Here is a 24,362-nt window from a genome sequence, read left to right on the forward strand (position 1 = left end):
TCAAGCGCTTTGCCACGCTTGTCCTGATCTGCGTGCTCAGGCGACAGCAGCTTCCCTGGCCGGCTCCGCCACGACCACGGGACTGCGGATGATGTGATCGAAGGCGCTCAGCGCTGCAGTTGAACCGGCGCCCATCGCGATGACGATCTGCTTGTACGGGACCGTGGTGGCATCGCCAGCGGCGAACACGCCGGGCAGCGAGGTCTGGCCACGTTCATCGATCACGATCTCGCCCCGCGGCGACAATTCCAGCGTTCCCTTCAGCCATTCGGTATTCGGCAGCAGGCCGATCTGCACGAAGATGCCTTCCAGTTCCAGCGTGTGCATTTGCTCGGTGGTGCGATCGCGGTAGACCAGTGCGCTGACCCGCTGGCCATCGCCGAGTACCTCAGTGCTCAGCGCGCTGACGATGATATCGACGTTGGGCATGCTGCGCAGCTTGCGTTGCAGAACTTCGTCGGCGCGCAACTTGCTGTCGAATTCGATCAGAGTGACGTGGGCCACGATGCCAGCCAGGTCGATCGCTGCCTCGACGCCGGAGTTACCGCCACCGATCACCGCCACGCGCTTGCCCTTGAACAGCGGGCCGTCGCAATGCGGGCAGTAGGCCACGCCCTTGTTGCGGTATGCGTCTTCGCCGGGCACGCCCATCTGACGCCAGCGCGCGCCGGTGGAGAGAATCACCGTCTTCGATTTCAGCGTGGCGCCATTGGCCAGCTGGATCTCGACCAGTCCGCCAGTGGCTTCGCTGGCCGGCACCAGTTTTTCGGCGCGCTGCAGGTTCATCACGTCCACGTCGTATTCGTGCACGTGCTGTTCCAACGCGGCGGCGAGCTTCGGGCCTTCGGTGTACGTGGTCGAGATGAAGTTCTCGATACCCATGGTGTCGAGCACCTGGCCGCCAAAACGCTCGGCGGCGACGCCGGTGCGGATGCCCTTGCGTGCGGCATAGACCGCCGCCGCTGCACCGGCCGGGCCGCCACCAACAATGAGTACGTCGAATGCGCCCTTGGCCTTGATCTTCTCGGCTTCGCGGGCGCTGGCGCCGGTGTCCAGCTTGGCCACGATCTGTTCCAGACTCATGCGGCCCTGGTCGAACACTTCGCCGTTGAGGAAGACGGTGGGCACCGACATCACCTGGCGTGCGTCGACTTCGTCCTGGTACAGCGCGCCGTCGATCGCGACATGCTGGATGCGCGGATTGAGCACGCTCATCAGGTTCAGCGCCTGCACCACGTCGGGGCAGTTCTGGCAGGACAGCGAGAAATAGGTTTCGAACTTGAAGTCGCCATCGAGGTTGCGTACCTGCTCGATCGTATCGGACGCCGCCTTGGACGGATGGCCGCCTACCTGCAGCAAGGCCAGCACCAGCGAGGTGAATTCATGGCCCATCGGCAAACCGGCGAAGCGCACGCCGATGTCGGTGCCGACGCGGTTGATTGCGAACGACGGCTTGCGCGCTTCACTGTCGTCGCGACGCAGCGTGATCTTGTCGGACAGCGCGGCAATTTCATGCAGCAACTCGTCCAGCTCGCGGGATTTGGCGCTGTCATCCAGTGCAGCGACCAGCTCGATCGGCTGCACCAGCTTTTCCAGATAGGCCTGCAACTGGGTCTTGAGGGTTTCGTCGAGCATGGTTACCACTCCAGTGATGGATGCGTGGAAATTGCAGAGGGGGAAGACGCTTGTGACAGCGGCCGGCGCCGGAGGGGGAGGGCGGCAGGCGGGGAGCATTGCCGGGCGCAAGCCGCTGACAGAAGCATCCAGAGTGGGGTGGAACCGGGCGCTTCAGCGCCCGGTTCCGAGGCAGCGATGAATCAGATCTTGCCGACCAGATCCAGCGAAGGAGCGAGGGTCTTCTCGCCCTCCTTCCACTTGGCCGGGCAAACTTCGTTCGGATGGCTGGCGACGTACTGTGCCGCCTTGACCTTGCGCAGCAGTTCGCTGGCGTCGCGGCCGATGCCGCCGGCGTTGATTTCGACGATCTGGATCTTGCCAGCCGGGTCGATCACGAAGGTGCCGCGATCAGCCAGGCCGACTTCCTCGATCATCACGCCGAAGTTGCGGCAGATCGTGCCGGTCGGGTCGCCGACCATGGTGTAGTTGATCTTCTTCACTGCGTCGGAGGTGTCGTGCCAGGCCTTGTGGGCGAAGTGCGTATCGGTCGAAACCGAGTAGATCTCCACACCCAGCTTCTGGAATTCGGCGTAGTTGTCCGCCAGGTCCTCGAGCTCGGTCGGGCAGACGAAGGTGAAGTCGGCCGGGTAGAAGAACATCACCGACCACTTGCCTTTCAGATCGGCATCGGTCACCTGGATGAACTTGCCAGCCTTGAGCGCGTCGGCCTTGAACGGTTTCACTTCGGTATTGATCAGGGACATCGTCGTTTTTTCCCGTGGTGGTTGAGGACTGAAATGGATGCTACGGGCCAGCGCCTGATAAATCTAATTGATTGTTGGCATCGCAATGATTGAGTGTGGCTATCATCTGGCCTATTCAGATGTGCGGGCAGGCGGGGACGCTTCAAGCCTCCGCCGAGAACCTGCGCTCAATCCGGCTCAAGGCACCGACAAGCGCCCACGCAACTGATGATCGACCACCGTGGCGGTGACAATATCGCTGCCCACGTTCACCGTGGTGCGCATCATGTCCAGAATGCGGTCGACCCCGATGATGATGCCGATGCCTTCGGGTGGAATGCCGAACGTGGCCAGCAAGCCGGCAATCATCGGCAGCGAACCGCCCGGAATGCCGGCCACGGCCACCGCACTCAACACCGACAGCAGCATCAGGATGGCCTGATGGCTCAGGGTCAGTTCCACGCCAAACGCTTGCGCTACAAACAGCACCACGCAGCCTTCAAACAGCGCGGTGCCACTCATGTTCATGGTGGCGCCCAACGGCAGCACAAAGCCGGCCGTGCTCGGTGAAAGGTTCAGATCGTCACGGGCGACGGCCAGTGAAGCCGGCAGACAAGCACTGCTGGAGCTGGTCGAGAAGGCGGTGATCAGCAACGGGCGGATCTGCCGGAAGTAGGGCAGCGGCGAACGCTTGGCCAGAAAGCGCAGCCATAGCGACAGGGTGCCGAACAAATGCAGCGCCAGCGCCACGCTGCAACCGACCACGAACACCGACAAGGCCAGCAGCACATCCATGCCCACCTTGACGATCACGCTGTAAATCATCGCCGGCACGGCATACGGCGCCAGTTGCAGCGCGAAGCCGACGATCTTGGTCATCAGGTCGGTAATCGTGTCCAGCGCCCTCTGCACGCGCTTGCGTTCCTTCTCGCGCAACTGGGTAGCCGCGGCACCCACCAGGATCGCGAACAGGATCAGCGGCAACACGTCGCCGAGCGCATCGCGGCTGGGACCAGCCACCGCGCCGAGCAGGTTGCGCGGCATGAACATCTCCACCAGCGTGCCGAAACTCATCTTCGGCTGGGCGGCCTTGCGGTCGATCGACTGCTGCGCGCTGCTGCCGTATTCCTGCATCAGCTGGGTACGCGCCTGCTCATCCAGATGATGGCCCGGCTGTACCGTATTCATCATCACCAGACCTATCGTCACCGCGATGAGCATATTGGCGAAGAACAACAAGAACGTTCGCCCTGCCAGCGGGCCGAGGCGATCCAGTCGACCCAGTTGTGCCACGCCGGATGCCAGCGAAGTGAATACCAGCGGGATCACCACGAAGAACAGCATGCGCAGGAAGATCTGCCCGAGCGGATCGAACACCGCGACGGAAATCTTTTGCATCAGTGCCAGCGTGGCTGGGTGCCATTGACCGATGCCCAGCGTGGCCACGGCAGCTACCACGCCGATGACCAGGCCCCAGAGGATACGTTTTGCCAGCGGAGTTGATGTGCTCATTGGGCTGAATGTACGGTGCCGGGCACAGTTCGTCACGCAGGATCTTGCGAAGTTATTCTGCGCGAGGTCGGCGTGGCGCGCCGCGACTGGCCTAAGGTCCATTACGGTAATCGGGTCGGCTCGGCTAAACTGAATGCTTTTACGGAGTCGACATGACACAGCCAGCATCCCCGGGCGCACGCTTCCGTGCTGAACTTTCCGCCGAGCAGCCGCTGCAGGTCATGGGTGCGATCACCGCCTATGCCGGCATGATGGCCAGGCGGGTGGGTTACAAGGCGCTGTATCTGTCTGGCGGCGGAGTCGCCGCGAACTCACTCGGCATGCCGGATCTCGGCATCAGCACGATGGAAGATGTGCTCATCGACGCGCGTCGCATTGTCGACGCCACCGGCTTGCCGTTGCTGGTCGATATCGATACCGGCTGGGGTGGGGCATTCAATATCGCGCGCACGATCCGCTCGTTCGAGCGCGTCGGCGTGGCCGCCGTGCATATGGAGGATCAGGTCGGCCAGAAACGCTGCGGTCACCGTCCGGGCAAGGAAGTGGTGAGCAAGGGCGAGATGATCGACCGGGTCAAAGCCGCTGTCGATGCGCGGGTTGATCCGGGTTTCGTGATCATGGCGCGGACGGACGCTGCAGCAGTTGAAGGTGTTGATTCCGCCATCGAGCGTGCGTGCGCCTATGTCGAGGCGGGTGCGGACATGATCTTCCCCGAGGCGATGAAGACGCTGGAGGATTACCGCAAGTTCAAGGCCGCAGTGAAGGTGCCGATTCTTGCCAACCTCACCGAATTCGGCTCTACCCCGTTTTTCACCACCGATGATCTGCGCGACGCCGGCGTGGACATTGCGCTGTACTGCTGCGGTGCCTATCGCGCGATGAACAAGGCTGCGCTCAACTTCTACGAAACCGTGCGTCGCGAAGGCACCCAGAAAAATATCATCGACACCTTGCAGACGCGCGAAGAGTTGTATGACTTCCTTGGTTATCACACCTACGAGGACAAGCTGGACGCGCTGTTTTCACACAAAGGCTGACCGCAATTCGCAGGAGCCCGCAAGCGTGCTCCTCCGGAAATAGAAAGCACCATTCCGCACCCTGGAGATTCCGATGAGCGAACAAACCCTTCCCAAGGCCAAGAAATCCGTTGCCTTGTCCGGTGTGGCCGCAGGCAATACCGCGCTGTGTACGGTCGGCCGCAGCGGCAACGATCTGCACTATCGCGGTTACGACATCCATGACCTGGCCGCCAAGGGCTGTTTCGAGGAAGTAGCCTATCTGCTGGTGCACGGCATGCTGCCGAACTGGACCGAACTGCAGAATTACAAAGCCAAGCTGAAGCGCCTTCGCGGCTTGCCGGCGCCGGTCAAGGCTGCGATGGAACTGCTTCCCGCTGCCACCCACCCGATGGACGTGCTGCGCACTGGCTGTTCAGTGCTAGGTACCGTGTTGCCGGAAAAGGACGATCACAATGTCACCGGCGCGCGAGATATTGCCGATCGCCTGATGGCCAGTTTCGGCTCCATGCTGTTGTATTGGTACCACTTCAGCCACAACGGCAAACGCGTCGAGACCGAAACCGAGGACGACTCGATTGCCGGGCACTTTCTGCACTTGCTGCACGGTCACAAGCCCAGTGACCTGCACGCGCACGCACTGGACAAGTCGCTGGTGTTGTATGCCGAGCACGAGTTCAACGCTTCAACCTTCAGCGCCCGTGTCATCGCCGGCACCGGCTCGGACATGTACTCGGCGATCACCGGCGCCATCGGCGCGCTGCGCGGACCGAAGCACGGTGGTGCGAACGAAGTGGCGATGGAAATCATCGCGCGCTATCGCAACGCCAATGATGCCGAGAGCGACATTCGTGCCCGCGTCGAGCGCAAGGAAATCATCATTGGGTTCGGCCACCCCGTCTATACGGTGTCCGACCCGCGCAACGAGATCATCAAGGAAGTATCGCGCAAGCTGTGCACCGACGGCGGCAATCCGAACTTGTTCGATGTTTCCGAGCGTATCGAGAAGGTGATGGGAGAAGTCAAGAAGATGTTCCCGAACCTGGACTGGTTCTCGGCCAGCGCGTACCACATGATGGGCGTGCCCACCGCAATGTTCACGCCGCTGTTCGTGATCGCGCGCACCTCCGGCTGGAGTGCGCACGTGATTGAGCAGCGTCAGGACGGCAAGATCATTCGTCCCAGCGCCAACTACACCGGGCCGGAAGATCAGGCCTACGTGCCGATCGACAAGCGCTGAGTCCGGCAATGATGAATCCGGAGAAACGCTCCGGATTCATCGGATGCCAGCGGCTTACTGTCCGGCACGACTCTTGCGCCGATGGACAAGCCAAGCGCCACCGCAGATACCTGCCACAGCGAGTGCATCCAGTGCGTAGGGAGCCCAGAAGTGCGCGTCGAACCACGCGCTGACCAGGTGGTCATGACTGATCATGCGGCCGGCAGTGATCGCGATGGCTGCGGCGCCGATATACATGATGATGGGATAGCGATCGATCAATTTCAGGATCAACGTCGAGCCCCATACCACCAGCGGCACGCTGATCAACAGCCCCAGGATGATCAGCAACAGGTGACCCTTGGACGCGCCGGCGATGGCCAGCACGTTGTCCAGACCCATCAGCGCATCGGCGGCGATAATCGTGCGCAATGCTCCCCAGAACGTGTTGCCGGCCTTGATGTGCGGGCCGTGTTCGTCGCCCTGGTTCAGTAATTTCCAGCCGATCGGGAGTAGCAGCAAGCCGCCGGCCAGCATCAAGCCGGGAATTTCCAACAGGTAGACGACAACCGCGGTCAGTGCAAAGCGGATCGCGATGGCACCGAACGTGCCCCAGAAAATGGCCTTCTTCTGCAGTTCTTTTGGCAACCGACTGGCGGCCATCGCAATCACGATGGCATTGTCGCCGGCCAGCACGAGGTCGAGCAGGATGATGGCCAGCAGGCCGGAGAGAAAGTTGGGAGACGTGAAATCCATCGGACATTCCTTGCGCGTCGGACAATGCAGCAGCCACGGACGCGCGCGGCCCGTAACTACCGCAAAAGTCTCGTTCGCAGGATGACTGCTGGACGACCGGAGCGAAGCCTCGCTCGTGTTGACGATCGTCACACCGGGCAGAAGAACTGCCGCGTGAACTACTCCCTTTTGGGATGGTGTTGCAGCGTCGATTCTGCGGTTCGCGGCATGGTGCGTCAAGCGCAGTCATGACGATCGGACAAGGGTCTGGGTTGCGCCACTCGTGGTGAAGACGCTGGACAGGATGGGAGGGTACTGATGCAATTGCGTCGCATGAATAGTCTCCCAACGTTTTCGACCCGTTCTTCGGCCAGTGTTTTCTCCGTTTTGATGGGAATTTTTGCCCGGATATGGACGTTTATCGGCTTGTCGCTGGTGGTTCTGGGAATCGCGCGCGTGGCCATGTGGTTCGGTTACGCGGGAGCGGCGCGTTTGCCGGGCTGGTCGGTGTTGCTGCCGGAACTGGCCCGTGGCGCGCGTTACGACGCTGCCGTGGCGGGGGGCTGGGCTTGTGTCGTGCTGGTATTCAGCTTGCCCTTGCTGCTCCTGCCTGCGCGAGTGCGTGGCGCGGTGGCAAAAGTGGGGAGCGTCCTGCTGCTGGTGTTGCTGCTGTTGTTCGGGCTGCTGTCCGCCTGCGAGTTCTATTACTACGGCTTCTACCACTCGCGCTTTGACCCGGTGGTATTCGGCTTGTTCGAGGACGATACCTCGGCGGTAGCGGTGACGATCTGGCACGCGTATCCGGTGATGTGGGGGCTGCTGGGGCTGCTGCTTTCCGCAGTGCTTCTGTACTGGATATTCAAGCGTGGCACGCGATGGATCACGGGTCGCCTTTCTGTGACATCGCCTTGGGCGCGGGTGCTGCTGATCGTCGGGCAGTTGCTGTTGCTGGCGTTGATCACGCGCGGCAGCCTGGGCACGTTTCCGTTGATTCGTCAGGACGTGGTGTTTTCGCCTGATCCGTTCGATAACCAACTGGTTTTGAATGCGCCCCTGACGCTGTACAAGGCGGTGAGGGTGCGTGAGCGCGAAATTGATATTGGCAGTGACCCGCAGATACGCCTGCATGAGTTGGGTTTTCGCAGTCCGAAGGATGCAGCTGCCGCTCTCGGTCTGGCTGGTGGCGGCGACGATCAGATTGCCAGCCAGTTATTCGCTACAGTGCCGGGTGCGGCATCGGGAACAAGGCCGAACGTGGTGCTGGCCTTGCTGGAGTCATTCGGATTCGACGTACTGCACGTGGACGGTCCGGACAACGACATGCTCGGGCGACTGCGACCGCATCTGGCGCACGATTACCTGTTCACCAATTTCATCACCGGCCAGAACGGCACGCATCCGGAGCTGGAAAACCTGCTGCTGGGTTCGTCGATCACGCCGCTGACGTTGGGTAATGCAGGCCGGATCGCGCTGTCCACGTCTGCTGCCATTCCGTTTCGGCAAGCCGGCTATCGCACAGTGTTTGTTTATGGCGGTGGCGCCGACTGGCGCAATATCGGCAAGGTGTTCAAGCGGCAGGGTTTTGAAGAAATCTACGATCAGGCCGACATACGAGCGCGTTACCCTCAGGCCGGCAGCAGCGCATGGGGCGTTTACGACGAGTACCTGTTCCGCTTTGCGCGCGACATCCTGGACAAGGCGGAAGCGCAGCACGTGCCGGTCTTCCTGTTCGTTCTGACGACGACGAATCATCCGCCTTACACACTGGACACACCTCACGCGAAGTTGCCAATCAACCCGGCGCTACTGGGTACGCGAGGCAACCCCGACATGGCATTGCGTCGTCGAATCCTGACCACGTATCAGTATCAGGCCGATCAGTTTGGAGCGTTTCTCGATGGCATCGAGGCGAGTCCGTTGGCAGCAGACACCATCGTTGCGGGGGCGGGGGACCACAACTTGCGTGACCACTATCGTTACGCGCTACCGGCGGAACAGCCGGATGTCGACAGGGTGGTGGGTTTCTTCCGGTTGCCGCCGGCATTGCGACCAGAGCATGTCGATACTGCGCGCTTTGCCGGGCATGAGGACATGCTGCCCACCTTGGTCAACCTGGCCATTCCGGGCGGACGCTATTTCAATACCGGTGTGAACTTGTTCGGGCCACCGACGGCCGATGATCATGGTCTGGCGATGTTCCAGCGTGTCTACCTCCCGCAAGGTGTGGCGTTCGGGCTGGGCCATCCCCAGTGGCATCCGTGGACGGTGCCCTATACCCGCATTGCGGCCCAGGGCGAACCGGTGCCAGCGGCCGAAGCGCCGGTACTTCGCAAGGTTGCGGCCGGCGTGGCTCTGCGTGACTGGTATATACGAACGCAGGTGCTCGACGCGCGCAAGCCCCACTGACGCTTACCAGCGTGAAAGGTTAAAATCGCGGTTTTATCCAGCGAGAATGACCATGAGCGCACACGACATCCGTTCCGCCGTCCGTCCCGATCCCGATCAGCCGTTGGTTGATATCGCCAACTATGTGGTGGATTACAAGGTCGATTCCCGCGAGGCCTACGATACTGCGCGCTACATGTTGCTGGATTCACTGGGTACCTCGATGCTGGCGATGAAGTTCCCTGAATGCGTCAAGCATCTGGGGCCGCTGGTGCCAGGTGCCACCCTGCCGGGTGGTGCCCGCGTGCCAGGTACCAGCCATGAGCTGGACCCGGTGCAGGCCGCGTTCGCCATCGGCACACAAATTCGCTGGCTCGACTTCAATGACACTTGGCTGGCTGCCGAGTGGGGCCATCCTTCGGACAACCTGGGCAGCATTCTTGCGGTGGGTGACTATTTGAGCCGCAAGGCGGAGCGTGAGGGTGGCCAGCCGCTGACCGTGCGCGACGTGCTGGGTTATGCGATCAAGGCTCACGAAATCCAGGGCTGCTACGCGCTATTGAACAGCTTCAATCGCGTTGGGCAGGATCACGTGATTCTGGTGCGGCTGGCGTCTACCGCCGTGGCTACCGCCATGCTGGGGGGTGACAAGGAGCAGATCACCACGGCTGTGTCGCACAGTTGGATCGACAACGGCGCGCTGCGAACCTACCGTCATGCGCCAAACACCGGCCCGCGCAAGAGCTGGGCGGCGGGTGATGCCTGCCGGCGTGCGGTGACTCACGCAATCAACGCGGTCTACCGCGGCGTGGTGGGTTATCCCTCTGCGTTGAGCGCCAAGACCTGGGGCTTCTATGACGTTGCCTTCGGTGGCAAGCCGTTTGAGTTCGAGCGCCCGTTCGGCAGCTACGTGATGGAAAACGTGTTGTTGAAGATCAGCTTCCCGGCAGAATTCCATGCGCAGACGGCGGTGGAATGCGCCATGCAGCTGCATGCTCAGGTTGCCGGCAAGCTCGACCAGATCGAGCGCATCGCCATCGAGACCCAGGAAGCCGGTTGCCGCATCATCGACAAGACCGGCCCGTTGGCGAATTACGCCGATCGCGACCATTGCATCCAGTACATGGTGGCGGTGCCGCTGATCTTCGGTCGCCTGGTGGCGGATGACTACAACGATGACGTGGCGGCTGATCCGCGCATCGACGCGCTGCGCGAGAAGATGACGGTGGTTGAAAATCCGCAGTTCACTCGTGATTATTTCGATCCCGCCAAGCGCTATATCGGCAATTCCGTGCAGGTTTTCTTCAAGGACGGCAGCAGCACGGACAAGGTCTCCATTGATTTCCCGATCGGCCATCGCAAGCGCCGTGCCGAAGGCATTCCGGTGTTGCTGCAGAAATTCGAAGCGGCCATGCGCGGACACCTGCCGGCGCACAAGGTCAAGGCCATCATGGCAGCGACCAAAGACCCGGCGCAGTTGGACGCGATGCCGTTACATCAGTTCCTCGGCCTCTTCACACTGTAAAGACGATGTGAGTGAGACCTTAAGGCGGGCTCGGACGCAGTGAACACCGTCCATTTCGTCCGTGCCGCTGGTTTGCCGTTGAATTTGCCGAGTAGTTCATTCGAAAAGCTCAAGAAAACGGTGTTCCTGAATGAAACCTCACCGAAAATCGCGGTAAAGGTTATTAATCCGAGAACCACTTAACATTTTTGCTACAATCTCAGCCGCTTGTCGCATAAACGCCAAGCAGGGGCTAAATGGGCTCTGAGTGACGTAGTTCAGTTCCATACGCGACTCCGGTTGGAATTGAACGGACGCGAAAATCAAATAATTGAGGAGACACCTGATGAAACGTACGGGCTTGTATTTTCTGATTGCGCTGGCCCTGGGCGGCGTAGGTGCCGTTCATGCACAGGACGCGGCTGCTCCGGCCGACACTGCTGGGTCGATGACCGCTCCGTCCTATGATGGTCGCTGGTACATCGCTCCCACCGTGGGCGGCTACTACAACGATACCGATCGCAACACCAACAGCCGTCAGTTCTATTTCGGTCTGGGTGTTGGTCGTTACATTTCGTCGAACACCTCGGTCGATCTGTTCTGGGACCACACCAGCCGCAAAGCTGATGGTGGTGGCAGCTGGTCGAACAACAACGTCGGCGCCGCTGTGCGCTTCTATGCGGGTGACTGGAACGCATGGCGTCCGTACCTGCTGGCCGGCGTGATGGGCAGCAACCATCACGGTATTCATGGCAACGGCTGGTCGCCGGCTGCCGAACTGGGTGGCGGCTTGTCCAAGACCATCGATGACAGTTCTGACTTCCGCGTCGAAGCTGGCTATCGCTATGACTGGGACAACAAGAGCCAGCCGGCTAAGGACGGCTACGGTGACTGGTTCCTCGGCTTCAGCATCGTCTCGCGTTTCGGTGCTCCGGCTGCTGCCGCGGTTGCTCCGGTCGTTGAAACCCCGCCGCCGGCTGATTGCTCGACGATGGACAGCGACAAGGATGGCGTGAATGACTGCGAAGACAAGTGCCCGGCTACGGCCGCTGGTACGATCGTCGGACCGGACGGTTGCGCGCAGAAGGTCGTGATCGACCTGCGTGGCGTCAACTTCAAGTACGACCGCCCGAAGAAGGGTGAGACGGACATCTCCAAGTCGCTGGCCGAGCCGAGCGCCGATTCGATCGCCGTGCTTAAGCAGGCCATCGACACCCTGCAGCGCTACCCGCAGGTGAAGGTGACGGTTGCCGGTTACACCGACTCGAAGGGCTCTGACGAATACAACCAGAGCCTGTCCGAGCGTCGTGCGTCGATCGTCTACAACTACCTGACCAGCCATGGCATCGATGCCAGCCGTCTGGAAGGTCCGATCGGTCACGGTGAAACCAACCCGATCGGCGACAATGCTACCGACGCAGGTCGCGCGCAGAACCGTCGTACGGAACTGCAGGTTCAGCAGTAATCGTTCCGCGGTAGTCGAAGTAAATAAAAAAACCCGGCTTCGGCCGGGTTTTTTTTGCCTTGTGCCAATGCGGAAAGGTATTTCGTTGTGGCGGCAGGGCTCAACCCTTTACGCTAGCGCGATGCCTCGTCCTCCATCCATCCGTCGCACAACCCCCACGACTTCCACCCAGCCGGCACGGCATGGTTTGGCTCGGGTTCTGTCCAAGCTCGGTACTTGTTCGCGCAGCCAAGCTGAGCAGTGGGTTCGGGATGGTCGGGTCAGTGTTGATGGACGAGTGGTTCGCGATCCCTATCACCCAACCCTGATTTCGCTGCACCAGCTCGCCGTCGATGGACAGCCGGTCAAGCGAACCGAAAGTGTTTACGTCGTTTTCAACAAGCCACGGGGCATCGTGGTCAGTGCCGCCGACGAACACGGTCGCGCAACGGTCTATACCGCACTGGCAGAGGCCGGGCTGCCCTGGCTTGGCCCGGTAGGTCGGCTGGACAAAGCCAGCGAAGGATTGCTGTTGTTGAGCAACGACACCACGTGGGCGGCTGGTATCACCGATCCGGCGACTCACCTGGACAAGACTTATCACGTGCAGGTGGCTGGACTGCCTGATGCAGTCGTGCTGGCGGCGATGCTCGCTGGTATCGAGGATGCTGGCGATTGGCTCAAAGCGCAACGCGCCACCTTGCTGCGTGCAGGCGAGAAAAATGCCTGGCTGGAAGTGGTGCTGGACGAGGGACGCAACCGGCATATCCGCCGGTTGCTTGCTGCTCTGGGATTTGACGTGTTGCGCCTGATCCGCGTAGCCATCGGGCCCTTGCCATTGGGGCGGCTGGGCAAGGGTCAGTGGCGCCGACTCGATGAGGACGAAGTGCGTTCCCTTACCATGCCTCGTCCCTAGGGGCCCGCTCGCGGGCGCTGCTCCTGCTCCGATGCGCCGGGTATTCTCGGCCGCCCCTCAGCTTCCGATCACACCCAGCTTGCGCCCGACCTTGGTAAACGCGGCAATCGCCTGGTCAAGATGTTCGCGGGTATGTGCTGCACTCATTTGCGTGCGAATGCGCGCCTGACCCTGCGGCACTACCGGAAAGAAGAAACCGGTGACGTAGATGCCTTCTTCGAGCAGGGCAGTGGCCATCGCCTGCGCTTTCGGCGCGTCGTAAATCATCACCGGCACGATCGGATGCACGCCCGGCTTGATGTCGAAACCGGCGGCAGTCATCTGTTCGCGGAAGTAGCGCGTGTTTTCCTTGAGCTGGTTACGCAGATCGCCGGCACTGGCCAGCATGTCGAATACCTTGATGCCTGCAGCAACCACATGCGGCGGCAAGGAGTTGGAGAACAGATAGGGGCGTGAGCGCTGCCGCAGCAGTTCGATGACTTCCTTGCGGCCAGTGGTGAAACCGCCCAAGGCGCCACCGAGTGCCTTGCCGAGCGTGCCGGTGAAGATGTCGATCTTGTCCATCACGCCGTTGACCTCGGCGGCGCCGCGACCGGTGTCGCCGAGGAAGCCGGTGCAATGACATTCGTCGATGTGCACCATCGCGCCGTATTTCGCGGCCAGTGCGGTGATTTGATCGAGCTTGGCGATGAAGCCGTCCATCGAAAACGAGCCGTCGGTGGTGATCAGCTTGGTGCGCGCACCGGCCGTATCGGCGGCTTTGAGCTGGGCTTCCAGATCGGCCACGTCGCTATTCGCGTAACGGAAGCGTTTGGCCTTGCACAGGCGGATGCCGTCGATGATCGATGCATGATTCAGTGCATCGGAAATCACCGCGTCTTCTTCGCCCAGCAACGGCTCGAACAGGCCGCCATTGGCATCGAAGCAGGCCGCATAGAGGATGGTGTCCTCGGTGCCGAAGAACTCGGCGATCTTCGCTTCGAGCTGCTTGTGCAGATCCTGGGTGCCGCAGATGAAGCGCACGCTGGCCATGCCGAAGCCGTGCGTGTCCAGCGCGTTCTTGGCCGCGGCAATCACTTCGGGATGGTCGGCCAGTCCCAGGTAATTGTTGGCGCAGAAGTTCAGTACCTTGCGGCCGCCTTCCAGCTCGATCTCGGCGGACTGCGGCGAGGTGATGATGCGCTCGGCCTTGAACAGTCCTTGCTCACGGATGGATGCCAGCTCGGCGGTGTAACGGTCTTTCGCGGTATAGGTCATGTCAATTCCAGGAGCAGACGACTTTGCCGCAGACGCCGGCGTCCATCAGGTCGAAACCTTTCTGGAAGTCGTCGATGTGGATCTGGTGGGTCAGCACTTTTTGCAGCGGGAAGCCGGTCAGCACCATTTGCGTCATCTTGTACCAGGTCTCGTACATCTTCCGGCCGTAGATGCCTTGCAGGGTAAGGCCCTTGAAGATCACCTTGTCCCAGTCGATGCCCGCACCGCGCGGCATGATGCCGAGCATGGCGACCTTGCCGCCGTGGTACATGCAGTCGAGCATGTCACCGAACGCACGCGGGTTTCCGCTCATCTCCAGGCCCACGTCGAAGCCTTCCATGTGCAGGTCCTTCATCACGTCCTTGAGCGACTGGTTGGTGACGTTGACCACGCGGGTGGCGCCCATGTCGGCGGCCAGTTTCAGGCGGAAATCATTGACGTCGGTGACCACCACGTTGCGGGCGCCGATGTGTTTGCAGATGCCGGCCGCAATGATGCCGATGGGTCCGGCGCCGGTGATCAGCACGTCCTCGCCGATCACGTTGAATTCCAGCGCGCAGTGCGCGGCGTTGCCGTAGGGATCGAAGAACGCCGCCAGCTCGGACGGGATCTGGTCGGGAATCGGCCATAGATTCGACGCCGGCATGCTCATGTATTCGGCGAAGGCGCCATTACGGTTCACGCCGATGCCGATGGTGTTCGGGCACAGATGCTGGCGACCGCCGCGGCAGTTGCGACAGTGACCGCACACGATGTGGCCTTCGGCCGAGACGCGATCGCCGATGTTGTAACCGGTCACGCCTGGGCCGATTTCCACGATACGTCCGACGAATTCATGGCCGATGGTGAGGCCTGGCTTGATCGTGCGCTGGCTCCACTCGTCCCACTTGTAGATGTGCAGGTCGGTGCCGCAGATCGCGGTTTTTTCGATCTTGATCAGCACTTCGTTGGGGCCGACCACGGGCATCGGCACTTCTTCCATCCAGATGCCCTGTTCGGGCTTGCGCTTGACCAGTGCTTTCATCGTCTGCGACATGGGGAATCCATTGGTGGGCCCGCGGAACGGGCAGGGAAACGTTGATTATAGAACGCAGCAGATTTCTTGCTGGCGTCAGCGGAACGGGGCTGAAGTGATGGCGCAGATTGTCGCGGGTCTCTCCGTGGCGAGGTCTGCAGAACGCATGCATGACTTGCGGCATATGCCGAAAGCGCTCGATTCGGTCATATATCGCAAGATATTACGCCATCACCTTCCGCCACTTCGGGCGGGAATTTCCCAGGAGAATGTCTTGCGTCGTCTATTGCTTGCTGCTGCCGTATCCCTCGGCTTGATCTCGTCCGCCGATGCTGTCGAAGGCATGTGGCAGCCCGCCCAGCTTCCGGGTATTGCCGCCACCTTGCAGCACCATGGTCTGAAGCTGGACCCGAAAGCGCTGACCGACCTTGCGGCTTATCCGATGGGTGCGATCGTCAGCCTTGGCGGCTGCACCGCGTCCTTCGTTTCACCGGACGGTCTGGTGGTGAGCAATCATCATTGCGTTTACGGCGCCTTGCAGTTGAACTCCACGCCCGCAAACAACCTGATCGAGAAGGGCTTCCTGGCGAAGACGCGCGCTGAGGAGCTGTCCGCCGGGCCGTCCCAGCGGATTTACGTCACCGAAGAAATTCGTGATGTCAGCAACGACATCAACGCGAAGCTGAGCGATGGCATGACCGGTGCCGATCGCTACAAGGCGATCGAGCTGGCGATCAAGGAACAGGTGAAGGCGTGCGAAAGCGACGGCTACCGCTGTGGTGTGTACAGCTTCCATGGCGGTTACAGCTATCAGTTGATCAAGCAACTGGAAATCAAGGATGTGCGCCTGGTCTACGCGCCAGCGGACTCCATCGGCAAGTTCGGCGGTGATGTCGACAACTGGATGTGGCCACGCCACACCGGCGACTTCGGCTATTACCGTGCCTACGTCTCCAAGGATGGCAAGTCGGCGGCGTATTCGAAGGACAACGTGCCGTACCAGCCGAAACATGTGCTCAAGGTCAATCCGCTCGGCGTGGAGCAGGGCGACTACGTGATGGTGGTGGGCTATCCGGGCCGCACCAATCGCTATCGCCTCGCCGAGGAAGTGCAAAGCGCGATCGACTGGACCTACCCGACCCAGATCAAGGTCTACGAAGACACGCTGAACATCATCAACACGGCGGGCAAGGTCAACCCCGACGTGGCGGTGAAATACGCCAGCATGGTCGCGGGTCTCAATAATTATCTGAAGAACTTCGGGGGCCAGCTCGAAGGTCTGCATCGCGCTGAGGCGGTCGAGGTGAAGCGTGCGCAGGAAACGCGATTGGAGTCCTGGCTGAAGCAGCAGGGTGGAGCGGAGAATGCCGCACTGGCTGCAGACATCAACACGCTGCGTCAGCAGATCGCCGACAATCAGGCTCATCGTGATCGCGACCTTGCCGTCGGTCTGGTCACGCGCGCCCAGTTGCTGAGTACGGCCGTGCGCCTGACCCAGCTGGCCAAGGAACGCCCCAAGGCCGATCTGGCACGCGATGCCGGTTATCAGGAGCGTGACTGGGTACGCATCGAAGGCGGACTGAAGCAGATGGATCGCCGTTTCGATGCAAAAGTTGACCAGCAGCTGATGGTCTACGGCCTCACGCGTTACGTGGCCCTGCCGCAAGCAGAACGTCTGCCGGCGCTGGACGCATGGCTGGCCGGTGCGAATACCAAGGCGCAACTGACGGCCAAGGTCGCCGCGCTGTATGCCGGCAGCACGCTGGACCATGTGGACCAGCGCATGAAGTGGTTTGCCGCCGACAGCAAAGCCATCGACGCCAGCAGCGACAGCATGCTCAAGCTGGCTCGTGCAGTGCAGCCACAACTGAAGACCCTGGAAGATGCCGCCGATGCCCGTGACGGTGAAATGAGCAAGCTGCGCCCGCGCTATATGCAGGCGATGATTGCCTGGAAGGATTCGCAGAAGCTGCCGGTCTATCCGGATGCGAACAGCTCGTTGCGGGTCACCTTCGGCAACGTACAGGGCGTGGCACCGCGCGATGGCGTCAGCTACGCAGCGTTCACCACCGCGCAGGGCATCGTCGAAAAGAACACCGGCGTCGAGCCGTTCAACGCGCCGAAGGCCGAGATCGCCGCGATCAAGGCGAAAGCATTCGACAGCTACGCCTCACCGAAGCTGGGCATCTTGCCGGTGAACTTCCTGGCCGATCTGGACATCACCGGCGGCAACTCCGGTTCGCCGGCGATGGACGCCAACGGACAGTTGGTTGGCCTGGCGTTCGACGGCAATTGGGAGTCGGTCAGCGGTGACTGGCTGTTCAACCCGGAGTTGAACCGCTCGATCCAGGTCGATGTGCGCTACATGTTGTGGGTGATGCATCACCTCGACCATGCCGACAATCTGTTGAAGGAAATGGGCGTGCCGGCAAAGTAAGCCGGGACAAGGATGGCCGGCAAGGCCTGCGTCCTCGACGCAGGCCTTCGTTGCGTCTGTGGTTCGGGAAGTTCGCTCAGTGGCTTGATCGTCGGACTCGGGGTCATGGAAAACTCTCGGTATCCTCTGCGTCGACACCTACAATGGGCGCATGCCTGTCGATCATCGTCCCCTTGCCATCTTTCTGATGGGCCCCACCGCCTCGGGCAAGACGGCGCTGGCCTGCGAGTTAAGCGAACGATTCCCGCTGGACTTGATCAGCGTCGATTCGGCGCTGGTTTACCGTGGCATGGATATCGGCACGGCGAAGCCTGACACGGCGACGTTGGCGCGTTATCCACACGCGCTGGTGGATATCCGCGATCCGGCTCAACCTTATTCTGCCGCTGACTTTTGTGCCGATGCCGTGCCCGTGATGGAGCGGATCAGTGCTCAGGGCAGGGTGCCCTTGCTGGTGGGTGGCACCGGGCTGTACTTCCGGGCGTTGCAGCAGGGCTTGTCCGACTTGCCCGAAGCCGACCCGGCCACGCGGGCGCGACTGGGTGCCGAAGCACTGCAATCGGGCTGGCCGGCGATGCACGCGCGCTTGGCACAAGTGGACCCCGTTGCCGCGCGCCGCATCGACAGTAATGACACACAGCGGCTGCAACGGGCGCTGGAAGTATTCGAATTGACTGGCCGTCCGCTGTCTGAATTGCAGGGTGCCGGCAGGAGCGCTCCATTCCCGTGGCGAGTGCTGAAATTGGCCTTGCTTCCTGCCGACCGGCACCAGCTGCATGCGCGCATCGCCGGGCGCTTCGATCTCATGCTGGCGGATGGCTTTCTTGACGAGGTGGGTGTGTTGCGCAAACGCGGCGACTTGAATGCGGACCTGCCGGCCATCCGTGCCGTGGGCTACCGTCAGGCATGGGAGCATCTGGACGGCCACACCAGCGCGACAGAATTCCGTGACCGGGCCATCTTTGCCACCCGGCAGCTGGCCAAGCGCCAGATCACCTGGCTGCGCAGTGACCATGGTGCACGCTTGTTCGAGCCGGATCAGGCGGGCTTGCTGACGCAGGCCTGCAGCGCGGTGGAGTTGTTTGTGCGCGAATCGGGCGCGGCAAGCGTGCAAGCGTGACGTACTGCCCTTGCCGGGTGCAAAAATCTTCTTTCATCAAGCATTTGAAAGCAGCTAACATCGAACGATGTTGGGTCGGGGCGCCATTCGCGTTTTTTCTCCGATCTGTTCGTGGCAAGGGGAGAACAAGAAATGTCCAAGGGGCAGTCATTGCAAGATCCATTTTTGAATGCGTTGCGGCGTGAGCGAGTGCCGGTAGCCATCTACCTGGTCAATGGGATCAAGTTGCAGGGAACCGTTGAATCGTTCGATCAGTTTGTGGTGCTGCTGCGCAATCAGGTCAGCCAGATGGTCTACAAACATGCGATTTCGACCGTGGTACCGAGTCGCAACGTGCGTATCGGCAACGGCCACGATGGGCACGAGGGTCATGATCCGGCCGATACCTCGGCAGCAGACGACACCCACGCTTGATTCGGGGCGGTCCAGCCCGCATGACAGAGGTTTGCTCCTGAAGGATCATGCCCAATCGTGTTTGACCGTCAAAAGAGAGGCGATCGCGCCGTCCTCGTCCTGCCGCATTCGCGTGGCGAGGGCGACTCGTTGCGCCGTGCGGAGGAATTCGCCGAGCTGGTGAAGTCCGCCGGGGCCGAGGTGCTTGGCGTGATCAACGCCCGCGTCGAAGATCCCAACCCGCGTTATTACATCGGCAGCGGCAAGGCCAACGAGGTCGCCGAGGCGGCGCGTGCGCTTGAGGCTGATCTGGTGCTGGTTGACCACCTGTTGACTCCGGTGCAGGAACGCAACCTGGAGAAGCATCTGGGCGTGCGCGTGGTCGATCGCGCCGGCCTGATCCTGGACATCTTCGCCCAGCGCGCGCGCTCCCATGAAGGCAAGCTGGAAGTGGAGCTGGCCCAGCTCAAGCATCTGGCCACCCGGTTGGTGCGTGGCTGGACCCATCTCGATGCCCAGCGTGGCGGCGCCATCGGCAACCGCGGCCCGGGCGAAACCCAGCTGGAAACGGACCGCCGCCTGCTGGGCGAGCGCGTCAAGCAGCTCACCAAGCGGCTGGAAAAAGTGCAGGTTCAGCGCGGCCAACAACGCCGTTCGCGACTGCGCAACACGGTGCCGCGGGTGGCCCTCGTCGGCTATACCAATGCCGGCAAGTCGACCTTGTTCAATGCGCTCACGACGGGCGATGTCTATGCCGCCGACCTGCTGTTCGCCACCCTCGATCCCACCGTACGCAAGCTGGAAAATCTCAGTTGCGGACCGGCAGTGATCGCTGACACGGTCGGTTTCATCCGCGAGCTGCCGCATGACCTGGTCGCGGCCTTCCGCGCCACCCTCGCCGAAGCGCGTGATGCCGACCTGCTGCTGCATGTCAGCGATGCAGCCGACGAAGAGCGCGAGCGACTGCACGGCGTGGTCGACAAGGTGCTGGAGGAAATCGACGCAGGCGACGTTCCCCAGTTGCATGTGATGAACAAGATCGACCTGGCCGGGGCCGAGCCGCGCATTGAGCGTGATGGCACTGGCAAGCCGGTACGCGTGTGGCTGTCGGCGGGCACGGGAGTTGGCTTGGAGCTGCTGCGTCAGGCGCTGGGTGAATTGCTCGGTGGCGATCGGGTGCAGGCGCCGCTGCACCTGCCGCTGTCAGCGGGGCGTTTGCATGCCCGGCTCAAGGCTGCCGGTGCGATCAGCAGCGAGACGATCGACGAGCACGGCTGGCAGCTTCTCATCGATGCGCCACGCAGCGTGATTGCCCCGCTCAGCGGTGGCGATGCCAACGAGGCGCAGCTGTTACGCGAACTGTTGGCTGTGGCGGAATGACATTGCGGCGTGGTACGCGACAACAGTCACGCTCTGATAGAATTGGCCCTGTTTGCGTGGCTGCGAGAGGCGGCGAACGCAGGATATCGACAGTCTTGGCTGAATCTCATGTGTAACCCGGTTCAACACGCGTTTCGGCCGTGGTTGCCGGCCTCCGGACATCCCCAAAGGAGACTGACTCGTGGCATGGAATGAACCCGGCAACAACGGGCAAAAAGATCCGTGGAACAGGAATCGCCAGGGCGGCAAGTCGCCCGTGGACGACCTGCTGAACAAAGCCAGAAAGCATGTTGGCAAGATGGGCCAGGGTCCGGGCAGCATCCTTACTGGCATTGTGGTTCTGCTGGTGGTCGGCCTGCTGTTCAGCAGCTACACCATCATCGGTGCACGCCAGCAGGGTGTGGTGCTGCGTTTTGGCCAGTACTCGCGCACGCTGTCACCGGGTTTTCACTTCAAGCTGCCGCAGCCAATCGAGTCGGTGAACAAGGTCGAAGCCACGCGCATACGCTCGGTCACCGACAAGGTGGCGATGCTGACCAAGGATGAGAACATCATCACGATCGACTTCACCGTGCAGTATCAGGTGGACGATTCGCGCAAGTATCTGTTCTCCCTGAACGACCCCGATGGAACCATCAGCGCGGCTGCCGAGGCTGCCGTGCGCGGAGTGATCGGCGGCAGCGATATGGATCAGATCCTCTCCGCGGCCGGCGCTAGCCTGGTCGCGCAGGCACAGGAAGCCTTGCAGAAGACGCTGGACGGGTACGATTCCGGCCTGCGTGTCACCGAAGTCAGCTTTCAGAACGTGGCGCCGCCGAACGAAGTGAAGGATGCCTTCGACGACGTCAACAATGCGCGCGAAGACAAGCAAAGCATCGAGAACGGTGCCCTGGCGTATGCCAGCAAAGTGGTGCCAGTGGCGCGTGGTGACGCCGCCCGCATTGCCGCTGAAGCTGCCGGTTACAAGGCGGAGCGCATCGCTCGTGCCGAGGGTGATGCGGCGCGCTTCGACCTGCTGTTGACCCAATACAAGGCTGCGCCAGAGGTAACCCGCAAGCGCTTGTGGCTGGAAACGATGGAGCAGGTGATGGCCAAGAACCCGAAGGTGATCGACGGTTCCGGTGGTCGCAACATCATCAATCTGCCGACGCTGCAGGGCAGCCCGACGCCATCCCCCGAGCCAGCGACTACCACCGCTGTGGTGACACCAAACGCCAGCGATGCCGGCAACAAGGGAGCACAGCCATGATGAAGATGGGTTCCATCATTCTGGCGCTTGTGCTGGTTCTGCTCGGCCTGAACAGCATGTTCGTGGTCAGCGAAGGGCATAGTGCGTTGGTGCTGCAATTCGGCCGCATCGTGCAGACCGACTACCAGCCCGGCCTGCATTTCAAGTTGCCGGTGATCCAGCAGGTGATGAATTTCGACAAGCGCATCCTGTCGCTGGACGCCGCGCCGGAACGCTATTTCACCTCCGAGAAAAAGAGCGTCAACGTCGACTTTTACGTGAAGTGGCGCGTGGCCGACAACGCGGCCTACTACCGCGCGACGGGTGGCGACCAGCTGCAGGCAGCGCAGCGTTTGACGCCGATCGTCAAGGACGCGCTGCGCTTCGAGTTCAACGCGCGCACCTTGCCCGACCTGATTTCCGGTGGGCGCAAGGACATCACCGAGCGCGTGCGTGCCCAGACGGATGCTTCCGCCCGCAAGAACCTCGGTATCGCTGTGGTCGACGTGCGCATCAAGCGCATCGATCTGCCGAACGAGGTCAGCGAGTCGGTGTACAAGCGCATGCGCGCCGAGCGTCTGCAGCTGGCCAACGAGCTGCGCTTCACCGGCCAGGAGTCGGCCGAAACGATTCAGGCGGACGCCGATCGTCAGGGCCAGGTGTTGCGTGCCGATGCCCAGCGTGACGCGGCCAAGGTGCGCGGTGACGGTGATGCCCAGGCCGCCACGATCTACGCACAGGCCTACAGCAAGGACCCGGAGTTCTTCACTTTCTATCGCAGTCTGGCGGCGTATCGCAACTCGTTCGAGGACGGCAAGGGCGTGATGATCCTGAAGCCGGACGACGAATTCCTGCGTTACTTCGAACAGTCCAGCCCCAAGCGCTGAGTCGAACCTGATGCACCAGCTGATTGCGGCTTTGTGCCTGATGCTGGTGATCGAGGGCTTGTTCCTGTTCGCGGCACCGCAGGGCTGGCAAGCGATGATGCGCGAAGCGCTGAAACTGCCGCCGCGCAGCTTGCGACTGTTTGGCGCTGGCGCGATGGTGTTGGGACTGGTGCTTTTGCAGTTTTTTCATTGATAAGCGCCGCAGCTTCACGTGGGCGCGCAAACCTGATCGAAACCTCCCGGAGTAATGCAACATGGGTAAGTCAGTAGTCATTCTTGGTGCCCAGTGGGGCGACGAGGGCAAGGGCAAGATCGTCGACCTGCTGACCGAGCGGGTCAGTGCCGTGGTGCGCTTCCAGGGCGGCCACAACGCCGGCCACACGCTGGTGATCAAGGGCAAGAAAACGGTGTTGCACCTGATCCCCTCGGGCATCCTGCGCGACGACGCGCTGTGTCTGATCGGCAATGGTGTGGTGCTGTCGCCGGAAGCGCTGATCAACGAGATCGCGGAACTGGAGGCCAACGGCGTCGAAGTGCGCTCGCGTCTGAAGATCAGCCCGGCCACGCCGCTGATCATGCCGTACCACATCGCTGTCGATAAGGCGCGCGAGATCGCCGCCGGCGGCAAGGCCATCGGCACCACCGGTCGTGGCATTGGCCCGGCCTATGAAGACAAGGTTGCCCGCCGCAGCGTGCGCGTGGCGGACCTGATGTATCCACACGAATTGCCGGCGCTGATCAAGACCGCCGTCGACTACCACAACTTCATCCTCACCCAGTGGCTTAAGGTCGAGCCGGTCGACTACGACACCGTGCTCAAGGACGCGCTGGCCTGGGGCGAATACATCCGTCCGCTGGTCGATGACGTGGCCACCATCCTGCACGACGTGCGTGCCGAAGGTGGCAACATCTTGTATGAGGGCGCCCAGGGCGCCTTGCTCGACATCGACCACGGCACCTATCCCTACGTCACCTCCAGCAACACCACCATCGGTGGCGCGCTGGCCGGTACCGGCGTGGGCGCGCGCGACATCGACTACGTGCTGGGTATCTGCAAGGCCTATGCAACACGCGTAGGTAGCGGTCCGTTCCCGACCGAACTAAACGATGAGATGGGTGAGTTGCTGCGCAAGAAGGGCAACGAGTTCGGTGCCAGCACTGGCCGCCCGCGTCGCTGCGGCTGGATCGATCTGGTCGCGCTGAAGCGCGCCACCCAGATCAACGGCATCAATGGCCTGGCGATCACCAAGCTCGACGTGCTCGATGGTCTGCCCACCATCAAGGTTTGCATCGCTTACGAATACCGCGGCAAGCGTCGCGAACTGGCGCCGCTGGATGCCGATGGCTGGGACGAGTGCAAGCCGGTCTATCTGGAATTCCCGGGCTGGGAAGAATCCACCGCGGGTATCCGCGACTGGAACAAGCTGCCGCCGGCCGCCCGTGCCTATCTGCGCGCCGTCGAAGAGTTGTCCGGTTGCCGCCTGGCGCTGGTCGCCACCGGTGCCGATCGCGACGACACCATCAGCCTGGACGATCCGTTTGCCTGATCGCTGA

At 61.5% G+C, this 24,362-nt stretch carries 20 protein-coding genes; 14 read left to right on the forward strand and 6 right to left on the reverse strand.

What is annotated here, in order from left to right:
* Nucleotides 1-36: 36 nt before the first annotated feature.
* The 3 genes from ahpF to PY254_RS10185 all read right to left on the reverse strand — a co-directional run bounded on the left by ahpF (nt 37) and on the right by PY254_RS10185 (nt 3,872).
* Nucleotides 37-1,635, reverse strand: a complete 1,599-nt coding sequence (ahpF, locus tag PY254_RS10175) for an alkyl hydroperoxide reductase subunit F (RefSeq protein ID WP_281011933.1) — start codon at nt 1,633-1,635, stop codon at nt 37-39.
* Nucleotides 1,636-1,817: 182 nt separating this feature from the next.
* Nucleotides 1,818-2,381 (reverse strand): alkyl hydroperoxide reductase subunit C, encoded by a 564-nt coding sequence (gene ahpC / locus PY254_RS10180; RefSeq protein ID WP_281011934.1) that lies wholly within the window; start codon nt 2,379-2,381, stop codon nt 1,818-1,820.
* A 177-nt stretch (nt 2,382-2,558) separates the two neighbouring features.
* Nucleotides 2,559-3,872, reverse strand: a complete 1,314-nt coding sequence (locus PY254_RS10185; protein ID WP_281011935.1) for a dicarboxylate/amino acid:cation symporter — start codon at nt 3,870-3,872, stop codon at nt 2,559-2,561.
* 152 nt (nt 3,873-4,024) lie between these two features.
* Between PY254_RS10185 and prpB the strand changes: the two genes are divergently transcribed.
* Together prpB and prpC are read left to right on the forward strand one after the other, a co-directional pair.
* Nucleotides 4,025-4,909: a methylisocitrate lyase gene (gene prpB, locus PY254_RS10190; protein WP_281011936.1), complete on the forward strand. Its 885-nt coding sequence runs from the start codon at nt 4,025-4,027 to the stop codon at nt 4,907-4,909.
* 73 nt (nt 4,910-4,982) lie between these two features.
* On the forward strand, nt 4,983-6,128 hold the full coding sequence (prpC, locus tag PY254_RS10195) for a bifunctional 2-methylcitrate synthase/citrate synthase (RefSeq protein ID WP_281011937.1): 1,146 nt from the start codon (nt 4,983-4,985) through the stop codon (nt 6,126-6,128).
* Between the two features lie 54 nt (nt 6,129-6,182).
* Here prpC and PY254_RS10200 read toward each other — a convergent pair whose 3' ends face one another.
* Nucleotides 6,183-6,863, reverse strand: a complete 681-nt coding sequence (locus PY254_RS10200) for a TerC family protein (RefSeq protein ID WP_281011938.1) — start codon at nt 6,861-6,863, stop codon at nt 6,183-6,185.
* 441 nt (nt 6,864-7,304) lie between these two features.
* Between PY254_RS10200 and PY254_RS10205 the strand changes: the two genes are divergently transcribed.
* From PY254_RS10205 to PY254_RS10220, 4 genes are all read left to right on the forward strand, one after another.
* Nucleotides 7,305-9,248, forward strand: coding sequence for an LTA synthase family protein (locus PY254_RS10205; protein WP_281015201.1), 1,944 nt, complete (start codon nt 7,305-7,307; stop codon nt 9,246-9,248).
* Nucleotides 9,249-9,300: 52 nt separating this feature from the next.
* Nucleotides 9,301-10,752: a bifunctional 2-methylcitrate dehydratase/aconitate hydratase gene (locus PY254_RS10210; RefSeq protein ID WP_281011939.1), complete on the forward strand. Its 1,452-nt coding sequence runs from the start codon at nt 9,301-9,303 to the stop codon at nt 10,750-10,752.
* Between the two features lie 325 nt (nt 10,753-11,077).
* Entirely contained in the window at nt 11,078-12,196 is a 1,119-nt protein-coding gene (locus PY254_RS10215) for an OmpA family protein (RefSeq protein ID WP_281011940.1), read from the forward strand.
* Nucleotides 12,197-12,317: 121 nt separating this feature from the next.
* Nucleotides 12,318-13,091 carry a pseudouridine synthase gene (locus tag PY254_RS10220; RefSeq protein WP_281011941.1) on the forward strand — a complete coding sequence of 258 codons (774 nt, stop codon included), beginning with the start codon at nt 12,318-12,320 and terminating at the stop codon, nt 13,089-13,091.
* Between the two features lie 57 nt (nt 13,092-13,148).
* On the opposite strand, the gene kbl is transcribed toward PY254_RS10220, so the two are convergent.
* The gene (gene kbl / locus PY254_RS10225) at nt 13,149-14,348 is read right to left on the reverse strand and encodes a glycine C-acetyltransferase (protein WP_281011942.1); all 1,200 of its coding nucleotides are present in this window, start codon (nt 14,346-14,348) and stop codon (nt 13,149-13,151) included.
* Nucleotide 14,349: 1 nt separating this feature from the next.
* Entirely contained in the window at nt 14,350-15,384 is a 1,035-nt protein-coding gene (gene tdh, locus PY254_RS10230; protein WP_281011943.1) for an L-threonine 3-dehydrogenase, read from the reverse strand.
* Between the two features lie 253 nt (nt 15,385-15,637).
* Here tdh and PY254_RS10235 point away from each other — a divergent pair, with 253 nt between their 5' ends.
* From PY254_RS10235 to PY254_RS10270, 8 genes are all read left to right on the forward strand, one after another.
* Nucleotides 15,638-17,800, forward strand: a complete 2,163-nt coding sequence (locus PY254_RS10235; RefSeq protein ID WP_281011944.1) for a S46 family peptidase — start codon at nt 15,638-15,640, stop codon at nt 17,798-17,800.
* A 151-nt stretch (nt 17,801-17,951) separates the two neighbouring features.
* Nucleotides 17,952-18,920: a tRNA (adenosine(37)-N6)-dimethylallyltransferase MiaA gene (miaA, locus tag PY254_RS10240; protein WP_281011945.1), complete on the forward strand. Its 969-nt coding sequence runs from the start codon at nt 17,952-17,954 to the stop codon at nt 18,918-18,920.
* Nucleotides 18,921-19,052: 132 nt separating this feature from the next.
* Nucleotides 19,053-19,334, forward strand: coding sequence for an RNA chaperone Hfq (gene hfq / locus PY254_RS10245; protein ID WP_281011946.1), 282 nt, complete (start codon nt 19,053-19,055; stop codon nt 19,332-19,334).
* Nucleotides 19,335-19,391: 57 nt separating this feature from the next.
* Nucleotides 19,392-20,693 carry a ribosome rescue GTPase HflX gene (hflX, locus tag PY254_RS10250; protein ID WP_281011947.1) on the forward strand — a complete coding sequence of 434 codons (1,302 nt, stop codon included), beginning with the start codon at nt 19,392-19,394 and terminating at the stop codon, nt 20,691-20,693.
* Between the two features lie 181 nt (nt 20,694-20,874).
* Complete coding sequence (gene hflK / locus PY254_RS10255) at nt 20,875-21,942, forward strand: FtsH protease activity modulator HflK (RefSeq protein ID WP_281011948.1); 1,068 nt, start codon at nt 20,875-20,877, stop codon at nt 21,940-21,942.
* Nucleotides 21,942-22,808, forward strand: a complete 867-nt coding sequence (gene hflC / locus PY254_RS10260; protein WP_281011949.1) for a protease modulator HflC — start codon at nt 21,942-21,944, stop codon at nt 22,806-22,808. The genes hflK and hflC overlap by 1 nt, the downstream gene beginning before the upstream one ends.
* 10 nt (nt 22,809-22,818) lie before the next feature.
* On the forward strand, nt 22,819-23,001 hold the full coding sequence (locus tag PY254_RS10265; protein ID WP_281011951.1) for a DUF2065 domain-containing protein: 183 nt from the start codon (nt 22,819-22,821) through the stop codon (nt 22,999-23,001).
* 61 nt (nt 23,002-23,062) lie between these two features.
* The gene (locus PY254_RS10270) at nt 23,063-24,355 is read left to right on the forward strand and encodes an adenylosuccinate synthase (RefSeq protein WP_281011953.1); all 1,293 of its coding nucleotides are present in this window, start codon (nt 23,063-23,065) and stop codon (nt 24,353-24,355) included.
* Nucleotides 24,356-24,362 lie beyond the last annotated feature (7 nt).

Origin of the sequence: Rhodanobacter sp. AS-Z3, from assembly GCF_029224025.1 — a bacterium.
GTDB lineage: Bacteria > Pseudomonadota > Gammaproteobacteria > Xanthomonadales > Rhodanobacteraceae > Rhodanobacter.

Excerpts from the sequence above, each read along its gene's own strand:
- prpB (WP_281011936.1), top strand. The coding sequence starts at position 4,025 with ATGACACAGCCAGCATCCCCGGGCGCACGCTTCCGTGCTGAACTTTCC.
- PY254_RS10200 (WP_281011938.1), bottom strand. The coding sequence starts at position 6,863 with ATGGATTTCACGTCTCCCAACTTTCTCTCCGGCCTGCTGGCCATCATC.
- PY254_RS10205 (WP_281015201.1), top strand. The coding sequence starts at position 7,305 with ATGTGGTTCGGTTACGCGGGAGCGGCGCGTTTGCCGGGCTGGTCGGTG.
- ahpF (WP_281011933.1), bottom strand. The coding sequence starts at position 1,635 with ATGCTCGACGAAACCCTCAAGACCCAGTTGCAGGCCTATCTGGAAAAG.
- kbl (WP_281011942.1), bottom strand. The coding sequence starts at position 14,348 with ATGACCTATACCGCGAAAGACCGTTACACCGCCGAGCTGGCATCCATC.
- prpC (WP_281011937.1), top strand. The coding sequence starts at position 4,983 with ATGAGCGAACAAACCCTTCCCAAGGCCAAGAAATCCGTTGCCTTGTCC.
- tdh (WP_281011943.1), bottom strand. The coding sequence starts at position 15,384 with ATGTCGCAGACGATGAAAGCACTGGTCAAGCGCAAGCCCGAACAGGGC.
- PY254_RS10270 (WP_281011953.1), top strand. The coding sequence starts at position 23,063 with ATGGGTAAGTCAGTAGTCATTCTTGGTGCCCAGTGGGGCGACGAGGGC.
- ahpC (WP_281011934.1), bottom strand. The coding sequence starts at position 2,381 with ATGTCCCTGATCAATACCGAAGTGAAACCGTTCAAGGCCGACGCGCTC.
- PY254_RS10210 (WP_281011939.1), top strand. The coding sequence starts at position 9,301 with ATGAGCGCACACGACATCCGTTCCGCCGTCCGTCCCGATCCCGATCAG.
- PY254_RS10220 (WP_281011941.1), top strand. The coding sequence starts at position 12,318 with ATGCCTCGTCCTCCATCCATCCGTCGCACAACCCCCACGACTTCCACC.
- hflC (WP_281011949.1), top strand. The coding sequence starts at position 21,942 with ATGAAGATGGGTTCCATCATTCTGGCGCTTGTGCTGGTTCTGCTCGGC.
- PY254_RS10265 (WP_281011951.1), top strand. The coding sequence starts at position 22,819 with ATGCACCAGCTGATTGCGGCTTTGTGCCTGATGCTGGTGATCGAGGGC.
- PY254_RS10215 (WP_281011940.1), top strand. The coding sequence starts at position 11,078 with ATGAAACGTACGGGCTTGTATTTTCTGATTGCGCTGGCCCTGGGCGGC.
- hfq (WP_281011946.1), top strand. The coding sequence starts at position 19,053 with ATGTCCAAGGGGCAGTCATTGCAAGATCCATTTTTGAATGCGTTGCGG.
- miaA (WP_281011945.1), top strand. The coding sequence starts at position 17,952 with ATGCCTGTCGATCATCGTCCCCTTGCCATCTTTCTGATGGGCCCCACC.
- PY254_RS10185 (WP_281011935.1), bottom strand. The coding sequence starts at position 3,872 with ATGAGCACATCAACTCCGCTGGCAAAACGTATCCTCTGGGGCCTGGTC.